This is a genomic window from Cupriavidus sp. GW822-FHT02D05 (assembly GCF_058802485.1).
In genome coordinates this window covers 1-20,250 of record NZ_JBXAOE010000049.1, presented here as the reverse complement: position 1 = coordinate 20,250, position 20,250 = coordinate 1, and the positions used below count along the sequence as shown (strand labels likewise).

Sequence of the window (20,250 nt, the reverse complement as noted above, 5' to 3'; positions counted from 1 at the left end):
ATTGCCCGAGATTGGAGAACGCACCATGTTGAAGATCCTGATCGCATCGGAAGATGCCCAAAAACTTGACGAGATTTCCCGCCTGAGCGCAGGGATCGGGAACTTCCAGACCATGTCGCTCCTGGAAGGACCGGCCCGCTTTCCGTTCCATGGCAGCCAGATGCAGCTGGCCGATCTCCTCATCATCGAGCAAGCCGTCGTCGGGGCATCGCAGATGCATAGCATCGAAGCCTTGCGCGAGCAGCACCCCGAACTGCCTTGCATTCTTGTCACGCCCAACCCGAGCTCCGACTGCCTGATCAAAGCCCTGCGCGCGGGTGTGCGCGACGTCCTCGCGTGGCCGCTGGACAGGACGCAACTGGCGGAAGCGTTGCGGCGGGTGGAGGCCAGCCATGTGCCCAGGAATCGCGAGTTGGCGCAAGTGATCTCGTTCATTTCATGCAAGGGCGGCGCGGGCACCAGCTTCCTCGCCAGCAATCTCGGGTATGCGCTTGGCGCCCAGTTGGGAAAGCGCGTCCTGGTAATCGACCTGAACCGGCAGTTCGGAGACTTGACCTACCTTGTCAGCGACAAGCCACCGCCCTCCACCCTCCCGGAAATCTGCAGTCAGATCGAGCGGATGGATGCGGCGTTCCTGGATGCCTGCCTGACGCATGTCGAGAGCAATTTCGACATCCTGGCCGGCGCCACCGACCCGATCAAGGCAAGCCAGATTCAGAAAGAGAAACTCGAGTGGATACTCTCAGTGGTCCAGCCGGTCTACGACTTTGTGATCGTGGACATCGGACAGGCGCTCGACCCTCTGTCCATCGGCCTGCTGGATCGCAGCGATCGCATCTGCGTCGTCGTCGAACCAACCATTGCCTTTGCCCGCCCGGGACGCCGCCTGCTTGATATCCTGCGCGCCCTGCACTACTCGGCCGACAAGGTCCACATCTTGCTCAATCGCGAGGGCCGCCGCAATGCGCTGGCCCGCTCGGCCCTGGGCGACGTGTTTGGCATGAAGATCTTCCACGCGCTGCCCGACGATTCCTCGGCTGTCGACGAGGCAATCAGCCACGGAGAGCCGGTCGCAAAATCCCACAAACGCAGCGCCATCGCCAAGGCGATCCTGGCACTGGGTACGCAGTTCGTTGCCGCAACCGGAGCCGAGCGCCGTGCGCAACAAGACAGCGTGTCGCCGTTGCGCAAGCTGATGCTGCGCACGCGCGCAACCTGAGCCACCGAGTTCCTGATTCCCTTACCGGAGATCATCATGTCAATCCGCGATCAACTGTCGAGCCCCAGCCAGCCTGCCTTCATCGCCAATGGCCATGGGGCAATCCAGTTCCCGCCGACTCCGGCGAACTACCGCTCGTTCAAGCGGGCCATCCATGAGACGGTGCTGGACCGTGTGGAGCTGGAACGGCTGGCACGCTTCCCCCAGGAGCAGGTCCGGCAGGAAATCAACATGCTGGTGAGCAGCATCATCGAGGAAGAGAAGATCCTGCTCAATGACGCCGAGCGCAGGCTGCTCACTTCGGAGGTCTACGACGAGATGTTCGGCTTCGGGCCGCTTGAGCCACTGCTGCAAGACCCTACGGTTTCCGACATCCTGGTCAACACGGCGAAACAGACCTTCGTGGAGCGGCGCGGCAAGCTGGAGCTCACCGATGTCACGTTCTACGACGATGCACACCTGATGAAAGTCATCGAGAAGATCGTTTCGCGGGTCGGCAGGCGCATTGACGAAACCAGTCCGATGGTGGACGCGCGGCTGCCGGACGGCTCGCGCGTCAATGCGATCATTCCCCCCTCTGCCATCGATGGTCCCTTGCTATCGATCCGGCGGTTCGCCGTCAATCCCCTGCAGGTAGCCAACCTGGTCGAACTCAAGAGCCTCACGCCGCCGATGGCGCAACTCCTGCAAGCGCTAGCGCACGCCAAGGTGAACGTGCTGGTGTCAGGCGGAACCGGCAGCGGCAAGACCACGCTGCTGAACATCCTGTCGGGCTTCATTCCCGAGAGCGAGCGCGTCGTCACCATCGAGGATGCAGCAGAACTCCAGTTGCGCCAGCCGCACGTGCTGCGACTGGAAACCCGGCCACCGAATATCGAAGGCAAGGGTGAGATCACGCAGCGCGCCCTGGTACGCAACGCGCTGCGCATGCGTCCTGACCGCATCATCCTGGGCGAGGTGCGAGGTGGTGAGGCGCTGGACATGCTCAATGCAATGAATACCGGCCATGAGGGTTCGCTGACCACCATCCACGCCAATACACCGCGCGATGCGCTTACGCGTCTGGAGAACATGGTCAGCATGGCCGGCCTCAATCTTCCACCGAAGGCAATCCGGCAACAGATATCCTCGGCAATCACCGTCATTGTGCAGGCGTCACGGCTGACTGACGGGCGCAGGAAGATAGTCAGCATCCAGGAGATCACCGGCATGGAGGGCGAGATCATCAACATGCAGGAGATCTTTACCTTCCAGCGTACCGGTGTAGCCCAGGATGGCACGGTCAACGGGCACTTCCGCGCCACAGGCGTGTACCCGAAGTTTGCCGAACGCCTGCGCGTGTTCGGCGTGGGCTTGCCCGACGAAACCTATGACCCGGCAAAGCGCTTCGACGTCTGAACCGGCCAGCGGCACAGAGAATGCGGGGAGAAGAAAATGAGCTTCATATTTTATGCCTTCATCATCTTGTTGTTCGCTGCGGTGGTGCTTTGCATCGAAGGCGCCTACCTTTGGTGGAACAATTACCACGGCCCGGCGGCGAAGCGGATCGAGGCCAGGCTGCGGTCGCTGTCGGCCGGCGGGCAGGTGAGCGCGGAGACCCTGTCGATCCTGAAGGGGCGCATGCTGAGCAACACGCCGTTGCTGCAGCGCTGGCTGCTGATGCTGCCTCGCGTCGGCGGGCTCGACCGATGGCTCGAGCAATCCGGGAGCACGTGGTCGGTTGCGCAGCTACTCGGATATTGCGGGCTGGTCGCGCTGTGCACGCTGGCGCTCGTGCCGCTGCTGCCCGTGCCACCAGGACTGGTGGTACTGGGCGCGTTACTGGTTGGCTCATTGCCTGTCTGGCATGTCATCGCACTTCGGCATAAACGCCTCAAGCAACTGGAGACGCAATTGCCCGATGCTGTCGACATGATCAGCCGCGCGCTACGTGCGGGGCACTCCTTCTCGGGTGCGCTGGGGATGGTGGGGCAGGAGGTAAAAGACCCGATGGGCCGCGAATTCCGGACTACCTTTGAGGAGATCAATTACGGAGTCGCTCTCGACGAGGCAATGACAAACATGGCAATGCGAGTGCCGATCAACGACTTGCGCTACTTCGTGATCGCGGTACTGATACAGCGCGAGAGCGGCGGCAACCTTGCCGAAATTCTCGACACGATCGGCAACCTGGTGCGTGAACGCCTGAAGCTGTTCGACAAGATCAAGGTGCTCTCGGCAGAGGGGCGCCTATCGGCCTGGATACTGGGCCTGCTCCCGTTCGCCACCGCGGGACTGATTCTCGTGGTGAATCCGGATTTCATGACAGTGCTATGGCAAGACCCGATAGGCCTCAAGATGGTCGGGATGGCGCTGGGAGGAATGACGCTCGGCGTCGTCTGGATGCGCCGGATCATCCGTATCCGGGTCTGAATGTACGCGACCCAGAAGCAGGCAGAATTCTCGATTCCGGAGGCGATCATGCAAGGTGTCCATACAGAGCAGGTCCTGATGCTGGTTCTCATTTTCGTGGCGGCGTTCGGCGCGGTGTTCGGTCTGCTGCTGACATTCACGCCAAGCCGGGCACGCGAGAGACTGGGGCAGATAGTCGGTACGGCCACGGGAGCCGGCACGGGGCAGGACAATGCCTGGCTCGACAACCTGGTGCGGTGGGCCAGGCCCGTGTCCCGCCTGTCGTTGCCCAAGGAGGGTTGGGAAGGCTCGCAGATGCGCGTGCGCTTCATGAACGCCGGCTGGCGCAGCAGCGCTGCGCCGCATCTCTACTTCGCCGCCAAGACGGTACTGGCCATCGGGCTTCCCATGCTGGCGTTGGTAGCGGTGAGCGGCATGCCGGCGTTCCAGGGGCAGTACAAGACCGTAGCGCTCCTGGCAGTACTAGGTGCGATTGGCTACTACCTGCCCAATGCCGTGCTATCGCGCAAGGTGGATAACCGCAAGCGCGCGGTGTTCGAGGAGTTTCCGGACGTGATTGATCTGCTCACGGTTTGCGTGGAGGCCGGGCTCGGGCTCGACGCGGCGCTGATGCGCGTGGCGGATGAACTTGCGCTGCGCTGCCCGGTGCTGGCCGACGAGCTGCAATTGATGCTGCTGGAACTGCGCTCTGGCTTCGCCAAGGACAAGGCGCTGACCAACCTGGCGCTGCGCACCGGTGTGGATGACGTGGACAAATTCGCATCCATGCTGAACCAGGCCGATCGCTTCGGCACGAGCCTGGGGGAGTCGCTGCGGGTGCTGTCCGACATGCTGCGAACCAAGCGCCGCATGCGTGCTGAGGAACAGGCCGCGAAGATTGCGCTGAAACTACTGTTCCCCTTGATCTTCATGATCTTCCCGACACTGCTGCTGGTGTTGCTTGGACCCGCATTCATCCAGATTTATCGGGTCTTGCTGCCGACCATGTCCGGCCAGTAAGTTAGCTAGCCTCGCCTGACTGGACGTCGCTCCCTCGATTGTCTCCCGGTGCAATGCCAGGGAGCCAGTCTTGCCCGGACTTTGTCCGGGCATTTTTGCTGGTGGCACTAATAGCTAGTATGCCCGCCGGCGGGAGGTGAACGGCGCGACGCGCCCATGACGCTTGACCAGGTCTTCGCTCGCATGAAGAATACAGGCAGGCCCCTTGCCGTCGGCGCGTCGGCATTTCGCATGGAGACCCCATGAAGATCCGCATCCTCAGCGATCTGCACCTCGAACACGACATACCGGCGGCGATACCCGACTGCCCCGCCGACCTGGTGGTGCTGGCCGGCGATATCGCCAATGGCCGTGCCGGCGTCGAATGGGCCGCGCGCACCTTTTCGGGGCCGGTGGTCTATGTGCCGGGCAATCACGAGTACTACGAGAGCGCCTTCGAGCAAGTGGACGCGGCGATGGCGGAGGCCGCCGGGGCGGCGCCGCATGTGCGCGTGCTCAATGACGCGGTGGCTTGTTTCGACAACCTGGCAGGCGAGCCGGTGCGCGTGATCGGCACCACCTGGTGGACCGACTACGCGCTGTTTGGCGCCAACCGGCGCGAGGAGTCGATGCTGGCCTGCGCCGGCGTGATGGTCGACCACCGCCTGATCGAGGTGGCGGATGGCGACGGCCGGCGGCGCCGCTTCACCACGGCCGACGCGCTGGCGCGGCACGAAGCGGCCAGCGCCTGGCTGGCGGCGCAGCTCGCCACGCCCTTTGCCGGCAAGACGGTGGTGGTGACCCACCATGCGCCGGATCTCGGCAGCCTCGACCCGCGCTTCTCCCACGATCTGGTCTCCGCCGGCTTTATCTCGCGCAGGCCGGATCTGGTCGCGCAGGCCGACCTGTGGGTGCACGGCCATACGCATACCGGCTTCGATTACCGCCTGGAAGATGCGCGCGTGGTGTGCAACCCGCGCGGCTATATCCGCCGCAAGACCGGCGAACTGGAGAACCCGGCCTTCGACTGGTGCTACACGGTGGAGCTGTAAGCCTTTCCCGCGACGGCGCCCCTTCGGCCGGTGCTGTCGCCCCATAAACAAAAACCCCCGCCGGCTCGCGCCAGCGGGGGTTTTTGCTACTACAGGTGATGCGGGTACAGCAGGCTGCCGTTTGGCAGGCCGGCAGATTTACATCATGCCGTCCATGCCGCCCATGCCGCCCATGCCGCCCGGCATTGCCGGAGCCGAGTCATCCTTCGGCAGTTCGGCAACAGCGCAGTCGGTGGTCAGCATCAGCGATGCGACCGAAGCAGCGTTCTGCAGCGCGGTGCGGGTCACCTTGGTCGGGTCCAGCACGCCCATTTCCACCAGGTCACCGTACTCGCCGGTGGCGGCGTTGTAGCCGTAGTTGCCGTTGCCTGCGATAACCTTGGCCACGACGACCGAAGCTTCTTCGCCAGCGTTCAGCACGATCTGGCGCAGCGGCTCTTCCATGGCTCGCAGCACGATCTTGATGCCAGCGTTCTGGTCAGCGTTGTCGCCGGTCAGGTTAGCGATGGCAGCGCGAGCGCGCAGCAGGGCCACACCGCCGCCGGGGACAATGCCTTCTTCCACGGCTGCACGGGTTGCGTGCAGTGCATCTTCCACACGTGCCTTCTTTTCCTTCATTTCGACTTCGGTGGCTGCACCAACCTTGATCACTGCAACGCCGCCAGCCAGCTTGGCCACGCGTTCTTGCAGCTTTTCACGGTCGTAGTCCGAGGTCGCTTCTTCGATCTGGGCACGGATTTGCTTCACGCGTGCTTCGATCGAGGCTGCGTCGCCGTGGCCGTCGATGATGATGGTGTTTTCCTTGCCGATTTCGATGCGCTTGGCTTGACCCAGTTCTTGCAGGGTTGCCTTTTCCAGCGTCAGGCCGATTTCTTCAGCGATCACTGCACCGCCGGTCAGGATGGCGATGTCTTCCAGCATGGCCTTGCGGCGGTCGCCGAAGCCCGGAGCCTTGACAGCAGCGGTCTTCAGGATGCCACGGATGTTGTTCACCACCAGGGTCGCCAGGGCTTCGCCTTCGACGTCTTCAGCGATGATCAGCAGCGGGCGGCCCGACTTTGCCACTTGTTCCAGCACTGGCAGCAGGTCACGGATGTTCGAGATCTTCTTGTCGAACAGCAGGACGAACGGGTTGTCCAGGGCGACAACTTGCTTTTCCGGGTTGTTGATGAAGTACGGCGACAGGTAGCCGCGGTCGAACTGCATGCCTTCCACGACTTCCAGTTCGTCGGCCAGCGACTTGCCGTCTTCCACGGTGATCACGCCTTCCTTGCCAACCTTGTCCATCGCTTCAGCGATCAGCTTGCCGATCACTTCGTCGCTGTTGGCCGAGATCGAGCCAACTTGCGCGATTTCCTTGCTGGTGGTGGTGGTCTTGGTCAGCTTCTTCAGCTCTTCAACCGCGTTCACCACAGCCTTGTCGATGCCGCGCTTCAGGTCCATCGGGTTCATGCCGGCGGCAACGTACTTCATGCCTTCGCGCACGATCGACTGGGCCAGCACGGTTGCGGTGGTGGTACCGTCACCGGCGTTGTCGCTGGTCTTGGAAGCCACTTCCTTGACCATTTGCGCGCCCATGTTCTGCAGCTTGTCCTTCAGCTCGATTTCCTTGGCCACGGACACGCCGTCCTTGGTCACGGTCGGGCCGCCGAAGCTGCGCTCCAGCACCACGTTACGACCCTTCGGGCCCAGGGTAACCTTGACTGCGTTGGCGAGGATGTTCACGCCTTCGACCATCTTGGCACGGGCGGCGTCGCCGAATACTACGTCTTTAGCTGCCATGTTCTGAATCTCCTAAATCTGTACGAATGGGGTGCGTGGATTACTTGTTCACCACAGCCATGATGTCTTCTTCGCGCATGACCAGCAGTTCCTGGCCATCCACCTTCACGGCCTGGCCGGCATACTTGCCGAACAGCACGCGGTCACCCACCTTGACGTCGAGGACGATCGAAGCGCCCTTGTCGTCCTTCTTGCCGGGGCCCACGGCGAGCACTTCACCTTGATCAGGCTTTTCGGCAGCGTTGTCGGGAATCACGATGCCGGAAGCGGTCTTGGTTTCATTGTCCAGACGCTTCACGATCACGCGGTCGTGCAAAGGACGCAGATTCATACGGACTCCTTGGTACAAAAAGTGATTTCAGGTTCACAAAAATGACCGCCAGCACTGACGGCCAGCAGAATTAGTACGCTGGGAGAGGTCTGTTAGCACTCATGCCCAACGAGTGCTAATTATAGGGACGGGGGGTAGCGTTTTCAAGTCAACGACTTGATACGTGTTTACCCTGGAGTCGTGAAAATCGTTATGGGGCCTGGCCGCGCGCCGAAATCTTTATTCGCGTCCTGATGGAATCCGGACGGATTTCGCCGACATGAAAGTTACCCATGAATCACCAGTCCAATGTCTCCGGGTCGGATCATCGTATTCCACCCATGGTGTTGCCTGCGGCACTTTCGCCTGCTGCGCAATGCTCAACGTCACCCACATCCATGGCGACGTGACAAGAAGCCACCCCATTCAAAACTGCATGGCAAGAGTACAGAAGCGTTGATTTACGAGCGCGCCGGCCTGGCCAAGAATGGTCACACCAACCCGTCTCAAACCCCTCGCTAGTTCATCGCCAACCCATCCGGAGCGCATCATGTCCCACCCCACCATGCAGGCCCTCATCGTCGAATCCGCGGGCGCGCCGTTCACGCCCGTCCAGCTTCCCAGGCCAGTGGCCGGCCCCGGCCAGGTACTGGTGCGCATCCTGGCCAGCGGCGTCAACCCGCTCGACACCAAGATCCGCGCCGGCCAGGCGGGGCACGCCCGCCACCCCTTGCCCGCCGTGCTGGGGCTGGACCTGGCCGGCGTGGTCGAAGCCGTGGGCGCGGGCGTGACGGCCTTCGCGCCCGGCGACGAGGTCTATGGCATGACCGGTGGCGTGGGTGGCCTGCAAGGATCGCTAGCGCAGTACGCGGCAGTCGATGCCGACCTGCTCGCGCGCAAGCCCGCCGCGCTGTCGATGCGCGAAGCCGCCGCGTTGCCGCTGGTGTTCATCACCGCGTGGGAAGGCCTGGTCGACCGGGCGCGCGTGCAGCCTGGCCAGAAGGTGCTGGTGCATGGCGGCGCCGGCGGCGTGGGGCATATCGCGGTGCAGATCGCCCACGCGCTTGGGGCGCAGGTATATGCCACGGGCTCGGCCGCGCAGAAGGCGATCATCGAAGGCTATGGCGCCACCGCGATCGACCATGCCGCGACATCAGTCGCGCAGTATGTCGACCAATACACTGCGGGCGAGGGCTTCGACGTGGTCTACGACACGGTGGGCGGCTCGGTGCTGGACAATGCGTTCCTCGCGGCGCGCACCTATGGCGGCCATGTGGTGAGCTGCCTTGGCTGGGGCGTGCACGCGCTGGCGCCGCTATCGTTTCGCGCAGCCACGTATTCGGGCGTGTTCACGCTGATGCCAATGCTCACCGGCAAGGGCCGCGCGCACCACGGCGAGATCCTGCGCGAAGCGGCGCGGCTGGCCGATGCGGGCAAGCTCTTCGTGCGGCTCGATGCGCGGCACTTCACGCTCGACAGCGCCATCGATGCGCATCGCGCCATCGAGACAGGCACAGCCAAGGGCAAGCTGGTGGTGGAGATTGCCGGGGACTAAGCGTCTGCGCGATTGCCCAGGCGCTCGATGGTTGCATCCAGGAAGGCGCGCAGCCGCCGCAGGCGGCGCAGGTCGCGGTGATAGCCCACCCAGACGTCGCGCCCCGGTGGCGCCTCGCCCAATTCGATGGCCTGCAGCCCGCCCAGGCACTCGGCCAGCGCGCAGGGCAGGACAGCCAGCCCCGCGCCGGCCGCGCACAGCTTGGCCTGCGCCTCGCGGCTGTTGCTGCCGAATGCCACCCGGGCGTTCGGCAGCTGCTTGCGCATCCAGGCCACGTCGGGCAGGTCCGCGAAGCCCGCATCCAGCGTCAGCAGGGCATGGCCCTCGCCATCGCCCGCGCGCGGCGGTGCCACGCCGGGCGCCGAGTAGAGCGCGTAGTCCATGTGCATCAGCTTGCGCTGCACGATATCGGCCTCGTCGAACGCGCGGATGCGAAAGACCAGGTCCGCCTCGCGGCGTGCCAGGCTGAGCAAGCGCGCATCGGTGACCAGTTCCACCGCGACGCGTGGATGGGCGCGGATAAAGTCCGCGATCACCGGCGTCAGCATGTGCACGCCAAACCAGTCGGACGACGATATCCGCAGCATGCCATCCAGTTCCCGTGCCTGGCCGGACAGCTGGCGCTCGAAAGCAATCGCCTCTGCCTCGATACGCTGCGCGTGGGCGAGCACGGCAGCCCCTTCATCGGTCAGCACGTAGCCGTCGCTGGTGCGCTGGAACAAGGCATGCCCGACGGCATCCTCCAGCGCCTTCAGCCTGCGCCCCATGGTCGGCTGGGTCTGCCCGATCGCGCGCGCGGCGCCGCCCAGGGTGCCGGCGCGGGCGATCGCCAGGAAGATCTTGATATCGCTCCAATCCATCCGGGGAATTTGCTGACGTTACTGACGTTACGTTTGGGAGGTGTCGGATTCAGCGCGGCCAGGCAAGTCACAGGCGGCTAGGCAATGATGGCACGGCGGTGTGGCGGGAACAATAACGGGCACGCCGGGCACGGGCCGGTATCCCGCCAACTTCAGGCGGAAGGCGCCCAGCCTTCCAGAGCCCAGTAGTCAGGCGCTTCCCGGCTGGGACTACGCAGCACCAGCGTGTAGCCGCACTGGCGGCAGCGGTAGGCATAGGCGGCGCCGTCCTGGGCCTGCGCATTGGCGCGCGCGGCCTCGAGGTCCTCGTGCGGCGGCAGGTGTCCTGGCCTGCCGGCCTGGCGCTTGCATCGCTCACACGGCAACATGGATTTACCTCAGGTTGACAGGGGGCATGGTTCCATCCTGTACAGTCGGATGGCAGCGGGCGAATTGGTGCGACGCACCATAATTATAGGCGCTTTGCGAGTCCTTTCCAGATATATAGAGGGCGATGAGCCGCCTTGCGGCGCAACGAAACGATGCCTCGGCAGGGCCGCTGCTGCCCCGCTAGCGGACCGCAGGCGTGGGCACCGTGAGGAGGTCCCGCCGCGCATCTGGATTCGCTTCACCGCGCGCGGACGTATCGCCCGGAGGCCGCTCACGCGGCGGCTCGGCCAGCGGCACCGTGACGACGGCGAACACAGAAAACGGGCACCAGAAAGACGGCCTGAAGAGACTCATTCTGCGGATGACGATGGCGCCGGCAAGAAATGGTGAAGGCTCTGAAAAGCGAAGGACCAGCAAGGCAGCGCCCTGCCGGTCCGGCTTCAGGATTGGTAAGCCCTGCCCATCTTAACGACCGAATCGGCGGATGGTTGAGGCTGTCATCAACTATTCACGAAACCCGCAAAATACGGCGCGCCCCTGGACGGAATACGTCCGGGGGCCACGCAATATACGCCGCAGCTTTACTGCCCGGAAGCCGCATCGCGCGCCTTGCGCTTGGCGGGCCGGCCCGTCTTGACGGTCTCGACCTGAGCCACGACGGCCAGCAATTGCCGCTCCGGCAGCGACTCCAGCATCTTGAGCCCGGCCCGCAGCAACTCACTCTTCTTCACGTGCGCGCCGCCGTTCAGGCAGCGCCGCTTGAGTTCCGCCAGCTTGGCATAGTCCCACTCCGGCATGGTGAAGCTGTCGCGCACGACCTTGGCCTTGGCAGGCTTCTGTGCCTTCTCAGTCTTCTCTGCTTTCTCGGCTTTCGGTGCGGCAGCCACGGTCTTGACCGCTTCAGCCTTGGCAGCCTTGCCTGCCGTCTCCGTCTTACTGGCGCGCGTGACCGGCCGCTTCACTGCGGTGGCTGCCCTTTTCTGCGCCGCGGCGGGCGCGGGCGCACGCGTGCGCCCATTCGAAACCGTTGCCATGCATCCTCCTGTTTTGATCGCAGTGGTATCAAAACAGTATATATCGTTTATTTTGACAAGCGGCGCGAAAGGGAGGAAGCAGAGGAAGGGGAGGAAGCAGCCATCGCCGCCAATCGGGACGGGGCCGTGCAGACACGGATTTCGTCAAAAAACCTGCCATCCCCGCGAAGGGAAAAGTATCGGCCGGCCCCGCCACAATCTTAGCCGCCGGTTATTTCAGTCTTGCGACGAAGCGCAAGCTCCCACGCTACGTGCCAGGCGCGGACTCGCTGGCGATGGCCTGCAGCGCCGCCTTGTCGGATAACGTCAGGCGCCCGTATTCCAGGCGCAGCACGCCCTGCTTCTCCCAGTCCTTGAGCTGCCGGTTGACGCTCTGGCGGGACACGCCAAGCATATGGCCCAGGTCTTCCTGGGAGAGCTTGAGCGCGGCGGGGGCACCGGATGTCCGCACACCCGGCATGCCGTGGGTGGACAGCGCGTGCGCATGCTCGACGGCAAGCAGGCGCCGCGCCAGCCGCACCGGAAACGGCATCAGGATCACCTCGTCGATCCACTCCAGTGCGCTGCGGTAGCGCCGGCAGATCAGTTGCGTGAACTCCATCAGCCAGCGCGGCTCGCGCGCGACGAGCGTATGGAAGGTGGCGGCGGGAATCACCAATAGTTCGCTAGCCTCTGCGGCGCGTGTGTCGTACACGCGATGCGCGTCGATGAAGAGCGAGACCTCCCCGAACCACTGCCCGGGCTCCAGCAGGCTGACCACGGCCTCGCGCCCGTTCTGCGCCGTGCTGCTGACCTTGATGGCGCCGCGCTCGACGCAGAAGAGCGCGTCCGGGTTGGAGCCGTAGGTAAACAGCACCTCGCCCTTGACCAGTTGCCGCCGCATGGCATGCGACCGGAGCAGTGTTTCGAGCTCGGCCGAAAACTGTCCAGCGGCGGTGTCGTCTTCGTGCGGCTTCGGTCGTGTGCTCATGCCTTTTCCCCGGGGTGCTGGTTACGCTGCTGATGCCGCTCGGGCGGTTCAGGCCTGATCGGTACGGAACCAGCCGGTGAGTGCCCAGCGCGTCTTGTGGCAGGGTAATACTTCGTGCGGAACCAGGTCGCTGCGAAACACGACCAGCCGCGCGCGCTGCGGCAGCACGCGGTGCAACTCGGTGGCGCCGTCGTCCTGTCCGTAGAGCGCGAGTTCGCCGCCATCGCGCTCGCTCCATTCAGGATTGAGGTAGAGCACCAGCGAAATCTTGCGATGCAGTGTCGCGCGATGCTGGTCCATGTGCTTCTTGTAGGCGGTGCCGACCGGATAGTGCGAGAAGTGGAATTCCTCGCGCTTCAAGCCCAGGAAGTAGCGCTCGTTCAAGGCCTCGCGCAAACCCGCAGCCCAGGCCTGGAAATCCGCCCTGGCCGCGCCGGCGGGCGCGTCGTCGAGCCACAGGATCGAATCGCCGCGAATGCCCGCGTCGCGGGCGGTGGCTTCGCCCCGCCCGATGCGGGCCGGATGGAACAGGCCGGCCTGCCACGCCGCGCGGCTCTCGGCATGCAGCCGCGCCGCCAGCGTGGTGTCGATGAGGTCGTCGGACACGGCCCAACCGTGCTCTTCCAGGGCAACAAACAAACGTTCCAGGGCTGACATGGGTGGGAGACTTCGTGCTGGGGAAACGTCAAAACGAAAAGGGCCACCTGGACAACAGGAGGCCCTTGGCGCGCAGGGGCGCATTTTAGCAGCCGCTGGCTGCAGCCATGCTGGCCGCCGGACTGTTACAGCCCGCTGCTGTCGAGATACTCCAGCGCCAGGCTCACCGCGCGGCGGGCCTTGAGCACATAGATCACCTGCCGGTCACGCACGACCAGGGCCAGCACATCGGCCTGCATCAGCTCATTGAAATGGTGACTGGCGCGCGGCAGGCTCAGCCCTGCGACGCCGGCCAGGTCGAACGCCGGCATGCCGGCTTCGCCCGCCTCCAGCAGCGCGCGGCAGATGGCGGCACGCGCTGGCACGGTCAGCAGCGCGTACGTCAGTGTGCTTTCTTGATCGGTCTCCATGGCCACGCCTTCCCGCTCGTCGTCCAGATGTCATGTCGATATATGCGTCAGCCGGCCGTGCGGATTGCCGCAGTCCTTCCGCCGCGGCCGCCTGACACCTACTTTCTACGCGGCAGGCGCAGCAAATGCAACCCGCCGGGGCTCGCTGGCGCACAATTACACAAGATTACAACAGGCTGCGGCAGCCCGCCCTTGGCCGCTCGCGCGGCGCCGTGGCGTCCTCTGCGGCGCTGATGCTGGCTCGCCTTTTGCCGCGCTGCACAAGCCGGCATCCACCCGACATCCACCCGCTGCAAGATACCGTAACAGGCACGCGCGCCCGCCGCTTGCCGCATCCGTGGGTGTATTTCGCGCTTCACTTGGCGGCGCAAGCCGTGGCGCCGCCCGGCGCATCGGCGTAAGCGAGTGAAATATTCAGTAATGCGCAGCGCGTTTCACACATTCCCGCGCCGCACTATCCTTGCCATAAGACCCGCCCGCGCGACGCCGCTCAGGCGGCGTGCGTGCGCGCGGAAACCAACCCGCCAGCCCGAGCAGGAAACGACAAACAACGGCATCGCCTCACAAAAGCCCTTCATGACTATCGCTTGCTTCTCGCCCTCATGAACGCCGCGCGTTTGGTCTCGCCGCGCCTGCTCTGCATCGCCCTGGCGTCTGCCTGGGTGGGCGGCTGCGCGGTCGGGCCGGACTATCAGCGCCCCCCGGTCGAGACCCCCGCCGCGTATCGCGAGGCCGTGCCGGACGATCACCAATGGAAGGTCGCCGAGCCCCGTCCGGTGGATCTGACACAGGCGTGGTGGGCGGGCTTCGACGATGCCCGCCTGAATGAGCTGGTGGGGCAAGCCAACGCAGCCAACCAGAGCCTGCGCCAGGCCGAGGCCCAGTACCGGCAATCCCGCGCGCTGGCGCAGGCGGCGCGGGCCGGCTTGTATCCCACGCTCGGCGCTGGCGTGGGAGTGGGGCGCGCGCGCACCAGCACGCTGGGCATCCAGACTGTGTCCAACACCCATTCGGCCAACCTCGATGCCAGCTGGGAGATCGACCTGTGGGGCCAAGTGCGGCGCAGCATCGAAGCGGCCCGCGACAACGCGCAGGCCAGTGCCGCCGACCTCGCCGCCGCGCGCCTGACGATCCAGGGCGAGCTGGTGCAGGACTATATCCAGTTGCGCGTCACCGATGTACTCAAGACGCTCTATGCGCGCACGCTGGCCGCCTACGAGGACTCCCTCAAGCTGACCCAGAGCCAGTTCCGCGCGGGAGTGGCCACCGCGGGCGACGTGGCGCTGGCGCAGGTCACGCTGAACGCAGCGCAAGCGCAGGCGATCGACCTCGACGTGCAGCGCAACCAGCTGGAGCATGCCATCGCCGTGCTGCTGGGGCGCGCGCCCGCCGAGTTCACGCTGGCGCCAGAGGCGTTTTCGATGCGCCCGCTGGCTGTGCCACCGGGGCTGCCTTCGGCGCTGCTGGAGCGCCGCCCCGACATCTCGGCGGCCGAGCGCCGCATGGCGGCGGCCAATGCCAATATCGGCGTGGCGCGCGCTGCGTACTTCCCGTCGCTGGTGCTCTCCGCGGTGGGCGGCGCCAGCAGCGGCAGCCTGGCCAACTGGTTCGGGCCGCCCGGCCGGGTGTGGTCGCTGGGCGCGACGCTGGCCGGCACCATCTTCGACGGCGGGCTGCGCAACGCGCAAAACGACCAGGCCGTGGCGGCCTACGACGGGGCGGTCGCGGCGTACCGGCAAACCGTGCTCAGCGGCATGCAGGAGGTGGAAGACAACCTCTCGGCGCTGCGCGTGCTCGACCAGGAAGTGGTGGTGCAGGACCATGCGGTGGATGCCGCCCGCGTGGCGGAGCGCGTGAGCCTGGCGCAATACCGCGCTGGCACCGCTTCCTACCTCTCGGTGGTAACGGCACAGGCCCTTTCCTTGTCTAACGAACGGACCGCGATCCAGTTGCGTGGCCGGGAGCTTGCAGCCAGCGTGGCGCTGGTCAAGGCGATCGGCGGCGGCTGGCAAAGCGACGCGCTGGCGCAACCCTGATCTCTTGATTCCCTGATTCCCTGATTCCCCGATCCACATCGGCAGACCACATCCAAGGCAATCCATGGCGACCCAGTTCTCCCGCCGCAACCCCGTCCTGATCGGCCTGGCCGTGCTCATGCTGGCAGCCGTGGCGTGGTTCGCCGCCGGCCCGCTCAAGCGCATGGTGGCGCCGCGCGGGGCAGCGCCGCCAGCGCCGGCGGTATCCGTGACCAGCGCACAGGTCAAGCGCGAGGACGTGCCGATCGGCCTGGCTGGCGTCGGCACGGTGCAGGCGATGGCCACGGTGACGGTCAAGCCACGCGTGGACGGCCAGCTCGACCGCGTCGGCTTTGTCGAAGGCGAGGACGTCAAGGCCGGGCAGTTGCTGGCGCAGATCGACCCGCGCACGTTCCAGGCGCAGCTGCAGCAAGCCATGGCGCAAAAGTCGCGTGACGAAGCGCAGCTAGCCAATGCGCGCCTCGACCTGCAACGCTACGAGGGCCTCATCAAGGAAAACGCCACCACGCAGCAGACGCTGGATACCCAGCGCGCGCAGGTAGCGCAGCTAGCCGCCGCGGTGAAGACCGACGAAGCGCTGGTCAACGTCGCTCGCGTGCAGCTCGACTACACCACCATCACCGCGCCGCTGTCCGGGCGCGTTGGCGCGCGCCTGGTCGACCCGGGCAATATCGTCCACGCCGCCGACGCCAACGGCCTGGTGGTGATCCGCCAGATCGACCCGATCGACGTGGTATTCACGCTGCCCGACGGCGAATTCCAGCGCATCAATCGCGCCATGCAGGCCAGCGGCGCGCCGCTCGCGGTCGAGGCCAGCGAGCGCGCCAGCGGCCAGTTGCTGGGACAAGGCAAGCTGATCCTGCTCAACAACACCATCGACACCACCTCCGGCACCATCCAGCTGAAAGGGCGTTTTCCCAATCCCTCGCACACGCTGTGGCCCGGCCAGTACGTCAATGCGCGGCTGGTGCTCGGCGAGCGCGACCAGGCGCTGACCATCCCGGCCGCCGCCGTGCAACGCGGCCAGACCGGCACCTATGTCTATGTGGTGCAGGCGGACCATACGGTTGCGTCCCGGGCAATCGAGGTGGCGGAGACCCAGGACGGCAAGGCCGTCGTGGCCAAGGGGCTGGCGGTCGACGAGCGGGTCGTGGTGGACGGGCAGTACAAGCTCAAGCCCGGCACCCGCGTGAACGAGACGACCGCGGCCACCACCATAGCGGATGCCGGCGCAGCGCCCGCCTCCGCGCCTGCCGCCGCAGCCCCGGCAAACCGCGCCGGGAATGCACGGCCATGAGCATTTCCGCGACCTTCATCAAGCGCCCGATCGGCACCTCGCTGCTGGCGCTGGCCGTGCTGCTGGTCGGCGTGGCCGCGTGGCCGCTGCTGCCTATCGCGCCGCTGCCGCAGGTGGATTTCCCCACCATCCAGGTGTCGGCGAACTTGCCCGGCGCCAGCCCGGAGACCATGGCGTCGAACGTGGCGCAGCCGCTGGAGCGGCAGTTCTCGCTGATCGCCGGGCTCACGCAGATGACGTCGACCAGCGCGCAGGGCAACGCCCAGATCACGCTGCAGTTCGACCTCAACCGCAGCATCGATGCCGCCGCCGTGGACGTGCAGGCCGCCGTCAACGCCGCCAGCGGCCAGTTGCCCAGCAACCTGCCCACGCCCCCCACCTTCCGCAAGATCAACCCGGCCGATTCGCCGATCCTGGTGCTGGCGGTGCAGTCCGACACGCTGCCGCTGACCGAGGTCAACGACTTCGCCGACAATGTGCTGGCGCAGCAGATCTCGCAGATCTCCGGCGTCGGGCTGGTCAACATCGGCGGCCAGCAAAAGCCGTCGGTGCGCATCCAGGTGGATCCGCAGAAGCTCTCGGCCATGGGCATGAGCCTGGAAGACCTGCGCGGCGTGATTGCCGCCACCACGGTCAACCAGCCCACCGGCAGCACCGATGGCGCCACCAAGGCCTTCAACGTCTACACCAACGACCAGGTCACCAAGGCGGCGGCGTGGAACGACATGGTGCTGGCCTACCGCAACGGCGCGCCGGTGCGCGTGCGCGATGTCGGCGTCGCGGTGGACGGGCCGGAGAACGCCAAGCTGGCCGGCTGGGGCTTTGCCGGCGCCGCCGCGCCGGCGGACAACACCTTTCACAACGGGCGCGCCATCATCCTGGCCATCACCAAGCAGCCGGGCGCCAACGTGATCGAGACCGTGGACCGCATCCGCGCCGCGCTGCCGCGCCTGCAGGCCGCGATCCCGCCCACCGTCAACGTCAACACACTGGCCGACCGCACCCAGACCATCCGCGCCTCGGTGGCCGATGTGGAGTTCACGCTGATGCTCACCATCGCGCTGGTGGTGATGATCATCTTCGTGTTCCTGCGCAACGTGGCCGCCACGGTGATTCCCAGTGTGACCGTGCCGCTGGCGCTGATGGGCACCGCCGGCGGCATGTACCTGCTGGGCTACAGCCGCGACAACCTGTCGCTGATGGCGCTCACCATTGCGGTGGGGTTCGTGGTGGACGATGCCATCGTGATGCTGGAGAACATCTACCGCCACGTGGAAGACGGCATGGAGCCCATGGAAGCCGCGCTCAAGGGCGCCGCCGAAATCAGCTTCACCATCGTGTCGATCTCGGTCTCGCTGGTGGCGGTGTTCATACCGCTGCTGCTGATGGGCGGCATCGTGGGGCGGCTGTTCCGCGAGTTCGCCGTGACAGTCACGCTCACCATCGTGGTATCGGTGCTGGTCTCGCTGACGCTCACGCCGATGCTGTGCTCGCGCTACCTGACCCCGCCGCGCGGCCATCATCACGGCCGCATCTACCAGTGGTTCGAGCATGGCTTCGACGCCATGCTGGCGAGCTACAAGCGCGGACTGGACGTGGTGATGCGCCACCAGTTCTTCACCCTGTGCGTGTTCATCGCCACGGTCGCCACCACGGTGGCGCTGTTCATCTACATACCCAAGGGCTTCTTCCCGCAGCAGGACACCGGCTTTATGTTTGGCATCGCGGAGTCCGCGCAGGACGCATCGTTCAAGTCGATGAACGCGCGCATGGTGCAGCTTGCCGATATCGTGCGTGCCGACCCCGATGTCGCCGCGGTGGGCATGACCGGCGGGCAGAATACGCTCAACACCGGCAACTTCTTCATCAGCCTGAAACCCAAGGACGCGGGCCGCACCGTCAGCGCCGACGAAGTGATCGCGCGGCTGCGGCCCAAGCTGGCGCAGGTGCAGGGCGCCAACCTCTTCCTGCAGGCCGGGCAGGACATCAACGTGGGCGGGCGGCTGTCGCGCACGCAATACCAGTACACGCTGATGGACTCCAACCTGGACGAGCTCAACCAGTGGGCGCCGCGCATCCTGGAGCGCCTGCGCGCCCTGCCCCAGCTCGCTGACGTGGCGTCCGACCAGCAGAACGCCGCGGCAGCGGCGCGCCTGACCATCGACCGCGCACGCGCCTCGAGCTTCGGCATCACGCCCGCGCTGATCGACTCCACGCTGTACGACGCGATCGGGCAGCGCCAGGTCGCGCAGTACTTCACCCAGATCAACAGCTACCACGTGATCCTGGAAGCCACGCCAGCGCTGCAGGACGACCCGCGCTTGTTCAGCAAGCTGTATGTGACCTCGCCGCTGACCGGCGAGCAAGTGCCGCTGTCCACCTTCGTCAAGATCGACACCGACAGCACCGCCTACCTGTCGATCAGCCACCAGGGGCAGTTCCCGGCCGTCACGATCTCATTCAACCTGGCCAAGGGCGTGGCGCTGGGCGATGCCGTCAAGGCCATCAACAGCACGCTGTCCGGCATGGGCCGCCCGCAGACACTCTCCGGCTCGTTCCAAGGCACGGCACAGGCTTTCGGCGCCTCGCTTGCCTCGCAGCCCTACCTGATCGCCGCCGCGCTGGTCGCCGTGTATATCGTGCTGGGGCTGCTGTACGAAAGCTACATCCACCCGCTCACCATCCTCTCCACCCTGCCGTCTGCCGGCGTGGGCGCGCTGCTGATCCTGCTGGCCGGCGGCTATGACCTCAGCGTGATCGCGCTGATCGGCATCATCTTGCTGATCGGCATCGTCAAGAAGAACGGCATCATGATGGTCGACTTCGCGCTCACCGCCGAGCGCGACCACGGCATGAAACCGGAAGAAGCCATCTACCAGGCGTGCCTGCTGCGCTTCCGGCCGATCATGATGACCACCATGTGCGCGCTGCTGTCCGGACTGCCGCTGATGCTCGGGCATGGCGCTGGCTCGGAGCTGCGGCGGCCATTGGGCTTTGCGATGGTGGGGGGACTGGTGCTGTCGCAAGCGCTGACGCTGTTCACCACGCCCGTGGTGTATCTCTACCTGGATCGCGCGCACTATTGGTATATGAACCGCAAGGAACGGCGGCAGGCACGGCGCGAGGGACGTGAGCACGCGAGCGGCACGGAGGCCAAACGCGAGAGCCAGCAGGTGCTGGCGTCCGGAGAGGGAGATTGAGGCACGGTCAATGAGATCTCGCGCTCTTGCGAGCGCCCGCCCTCTCCCCCGGCTGCTCTCCCACAAGTGGGAGAGGGGAGCCGACCAGCGGAAGAGTCAGAGCATCGAT

General features: G+C 65.2%; 17 protein-coding genes. 9 read left to right on the top strand and 8 right to left on the bottom strand.

All coding sequences use genetic code 11. The features are described from left to right. The first annotated feature begins 25 nt into the window (after positions 1-25). From AC1RQK_RS38040 to AC1RQK_RS38020, 5 genes are all read left to right on the top strand, one after another. Entirely contained in the window at positions 26-1,219 is a 1,194-nt protein-coding gene (locus tag AC1RQK_RS38040; protein ID WP_492375038.1) for a CpaE/TadZ family protein, read from the top strand. Between the two features lie 36 nt (positions 1,220-1,255). Continuing rightward, on the top strand, positions 1,256-2,617 hold the full coding sequence (locus AC1RQK_RS38035; RefSeq protein WP_150988486.1) for a TadA family conjugal transfer-associated ATPase: 1,362 nt from the start codon (positions 1,256-1,258) through the stop codon (positions 2,615-2,617). A 36-nt stretch (positions 2,618-2,653) separates the two neighbouring features. Beyond that, entirely contained in the window at positions 2,654-3,631 is a 978-nt protein-coding gene (locus AC1RQK_RS38030) for a type II secretion system F family protein (protein ID WP_416047789.1), read from the top strand. 78 nt (positions 3,632-3,709) lie between these two features. Continuing rightward, the gene (locus tag AC1RQK_RS38025; RefSeq protein WP_416047788.1) at positions 3,710-4,630 is read left to right on the top strand and encodes a type II secretion system F family protein; all 921 of its coding nucleotides are present in this window, start codon (positions 3,710-3,712) and stop codon (positions 4,628-4,630) included. Positions 4,631-4,872: 242 nt separating this feature from the next. Next, positions 4,873-5,661, top strand: coding sequence for a metallophosphoesterase (locus tag AC1RQK_RS38020; RefSeq protein ID WP_492814624.1), 789 nt, complete (start codon positions 4,873-4,875; stop codon positions 5,659-5,661). A 138-nt stretch (positions 5,662-5,799) separates the two neighbouring features. On the opposite strand, the gene groL is transcribed toward AC1RQK_RS38020, so the two are convergent. Together groL and groES are read right to left on the bottom strand one after the other, a co-directional pair. After that, positions 5,800-7,443: a chaperonin GroEL gene (gene groL / locus AC1RQK_RS38015; protein ID WP_416047786.1), complete on the bottom strand. Its 1,644-nt coding sequence runs from the start codon at positions 7,441-7,443 to the stop codon at positions 5,800-5,802. Between the two features lie 40 nt (positions 7,444-7,483). Next, positions 7,484-7,774, bottom strand: a complete 291-nt coding sequence (gene groES / locus AC1RQK_RS38010; protein WP_006160236.1) for a co-chaperone GroES — start codon at positions 7,772-7,774, stop codon at positions 7,484-7,486. 529 nt (positions 7,775-8,303) lie between these two features. Here groES and AC1RQK_RS38005 point away from each other — a divergent pair. After that, on the top strand, positions 8,304-9,308 hold the full coding sequence (locus AC1RQK_RS38005; RefSeq protein WP_492814621.1) for a zinc-dependent alcohol dehydrogenase family protein: 1,005 nt from the start codon (positions 8,304-8,306) through the stop codon (positions 9,306-9,308). Here the strand turns inward: AC1RQK_RS38005 and AC1RQK_RS38000 are convergent. The 6 genes from AC1RQK_RS38000 to AC1RQK_RS37975 form a co-directional block, all read right to left on the bottom strand. Then, positions 9,305-10,168 carry a LysR family transcriptional regulator gene (locus AC1RQK_RS38000; RefSeq protein WP_492814619.1) on the bottom strand — a complete coding sequence of 288 codons (864 nt, stop codon included), beginning with the start codon at positions 10,166-10,168 and terminating at the stop codon, positions 9,305-9,307. The genes AC1RQK_RS38005 and AC1RQK_RS38000 overlap by 4 nt on opposite strands. 152 nt (positions 10,169-10,320) lie before the next feature. Beyond that, positions 10,321-10,536: a hypothetical protein gene (locus AC1RQK_RS37995; RefSeq protein WP_492814617.1), complete on the bottom strand. Its 216-nt coding sequence runs from the start codon at positions 10,534-10,536 to the stop codon at positions 10,321-10,323. Between the two features lie 582 nt (positions 10,537-11,118). Further along, the gene (locus AC1RQK_RS37990) at positions 11,119-11,571 is read right to left on the bottom strand and encodes a hypothetical protein (protein WP_492375032.1); all 453 of its coding nucleotides are present in this window, start codon (positions 11,569-11,571) and stop codon (positions 11,119-11,121) included. 247 nt (positions 11,572-11,818) lie between these two features. Continuing rightward, positions 11,819-12,541 (bottom strand): Crp/Fnr family transcriptional regulator, encoded by a 723-nt coding sequence (locus tag AC1RQK_RS37985; protein ID WP_492814615.1) that lies wholly within the window; start codon positions 12,539-12,541, stop codon positions 11,819-11,821. A 48-nt stretch (positions 12,542-12,589) separates the two neighbouring features. Further along, the gene (locus AC1RQK_RS37980; RefSeq protein WP_492814613.1) at positions 12,590-13,198 is read right to left on the bottom strand and encodes a 2OG-Fe(II) oxygenase; all 609 of its coding nucleotides are present in this window, start codon (positions 13,196-13,198) and stop codon (positions 12,590-12,592) included. Between the two features lie 125 nt (positions 13,199-13,323). Further along, positions 13,324-13,608 carry a helix-turn-helix domain-containing protein gene (locus AC1RQK_RS37975; protein WP_492375029.1) on the bottom strand — a complete coding sequence of 95 codons (285 nt, stop codon included), beginning with the start codon at positions 13,606-13,608 and terminating at the stop codon, positions 13,324-13,326. 602 nt (positions 13,609-14,210) lie between these two features. Between AC1RQK_RS37975 and AC1RQK_RS37970 the strand changes: the two genes are divergently transcribed. The 3 genes from AC1RQK_RS37970 to AC1RQK_RS37960 all read left to right on the top strand — a co-directional run bounded on the left by AC1RQK_RS37970 (position 14,211) and on the right by AC1RQK_RS37960 (position 20,141). Then, a complete protein-coding gene (locus tag AC1RQK_RS37970; protein WP_492375051.1) occupies positions 14,211-15,644 on the top strand; it encodes an efflux transporter outer membrane subunit in 1,434 nt (477 codons plus the stop codon). Positions 15,645-15,708: 64 nt separating this feature from the next. After that, complete coding sequence (locus AC1RQK_RS37965) at positions 15,709-16,941, top strand: efflux RND transporter periplasmic adaptor subunit (RefSeq protein ID WP_492814611.1); 1,233 nt, start codon at positions 15,709-15,711, stop codon at positions 16,939-16,941. Continuing rightward, the gene (locus AC1RQK_RS37960) at positions 16,938-20,141 is read left to right on the top strand and encodes an efflux RND transporter permease subunit (RefSeq protein ID WP_492375027.1); all 3,204 of its coding nucleotides are present in this window, start codon (positions 16,938-16,940) and stop codon (positions 20,139-20,141) included. The genes AC1RQK_RS37965 and AC1RQK_RS37960 overlap by 4 nt, the downstream gene beginning before the upstream one ends. The last annotated feature ends 109 nt before the right edge of the window (positions 20,142-20,250 follow it).

What these genes read in the sequence shown, in the direction of transcription:
- AC1RQK_RS38040 (WP_492375038.1), top strand. Translation starts at nt 26, where the DNA reads ATGTTGAAGATCCTGATCGCATCGGAAGATGCCCAAAAACTTGACGAG.
- AC1RQK_RS38035 (WP_150988486.1), top strand. Translation starts at nt 1,256, where the DNA reads ATGTCAATCCGCGATCAACTGTCGAGCCCCAGCCAGCCTGCCTTCATC.
- AC1RQK_RS38030 (WP_416047789.1), top strand. Translation starts at nt 2,654, where the DNA reads ATGAGCTTCATATTTTATGCCTTCATCATCTTGTTGTTCGCTGCGGTG.
- AC1RQK_RS38025 (WP_416047788.1), top strand. Translation starts at nt 3,710, where the DNA reads ATGCTGGTTCTCATTTTCGTGGCGGCGTTCGGCGCGGTGTTCGGTCTG.
- AC1RQK_RS38020 (WP_492814624.1), top strand. Translation starts at nt 4,873, where the DNA reads ATGAAGATCCGCATCCTCAGCGATCTGCACCTCGAACACGACATACCG.
- groL (WP_416047786.1), bottom strand. Translation starts at nt 7,443, where the DNA reads ATGGCAGCTAAAGACGTAGTATTCGGCGACGCCGCCCGTGCCAAGATG.
- groES (WP_006160236.1), bottom strand. Translation starts at nt 7,774, where the DNA reads ATGAATCTGCGTCCTTTGCACGACCGCGTGATCGTGAAGCGTCTGGAC.
- AC1RQK_RS38005 (WP_492814621.1), top strand. Translation starts at nt 8,304, where the DNA reads ATGTCCCACCCCACCATGCAGGCCCTCATCGTCGAATCCGCGGGCGCG.
- AC1RQK_RS38000 (WP_492814619.1), bottom strand. Translation starts at nt 10,168, where the DNA reads ATGGATTGGAGCGATATCAAGATCTTCCTGGCGATCGCCCGCGCCGGC.
- AC1RQK_RS37995 (WP_492814617.1), bottom strand. Translation starts at nt 10,536, where the DNA reads ATGTTGCCGTGTGAGCGATGCAAGCGCCAGGCCGGCAGGCCAGGACAC.
- AC1RQK_RS37990 (WP_492375032.1), bottom strand. Translation starts at nt 11,571, where the DNA reads ATGGCAACGGTTTCGAATGGGCGCACGCGTGCGCCCGCGCCCGCCGCG.
- AC1RQK_RS37985 (WP_492814615.1), bottom strand. Translation starts at nt 12,541, where the DNA reads ATGAGCACACGACCGAAGCCGCACGAAGACGACACCGCCGCTGGACAG.
- AC1RQK_RS37980 (WP_492814613.1), bottom strand. Translation starts at nt 13,198, where the DNA reads ATGTCAGCCCTGGAACGTTTGTTTGTTGCCCTGGAAGAGCACGGTTGG.
- AC1RQK_RS37975 (WP_492375029.1), bottom strand. Translation starts at nt 13,608, where the DNA reads ATGGAGACCGATCAAGAAAGCACACTGACGTACGCGCTGCTGACCGTG.
- AC1RQK_RS37970 (WP_492375051.1), top strand. Translation starts at nt 14,211, where the DNA reads ATGAACGCCGCGCGTTTGGTCTCGCCGCGCCTGCTCTGCATCGCCCTG.
- AC1RQK_RS37965 (WP_492814611.1), top strand. Translation starts at nt 15,709, where the DNA reads ATGGCGACCCAGTTCTCCCGCCGCAACCCCGTCCTGATCGGCCTGGCC.
- AC1RQK_RS37960 (WP_492375027.1), top strand. Translation starts at nt 16,938, where the DNA reads ATGAGCATTTCCGCGACCTTCATCAAGCGCCCGATCGGCACCTCGCTG.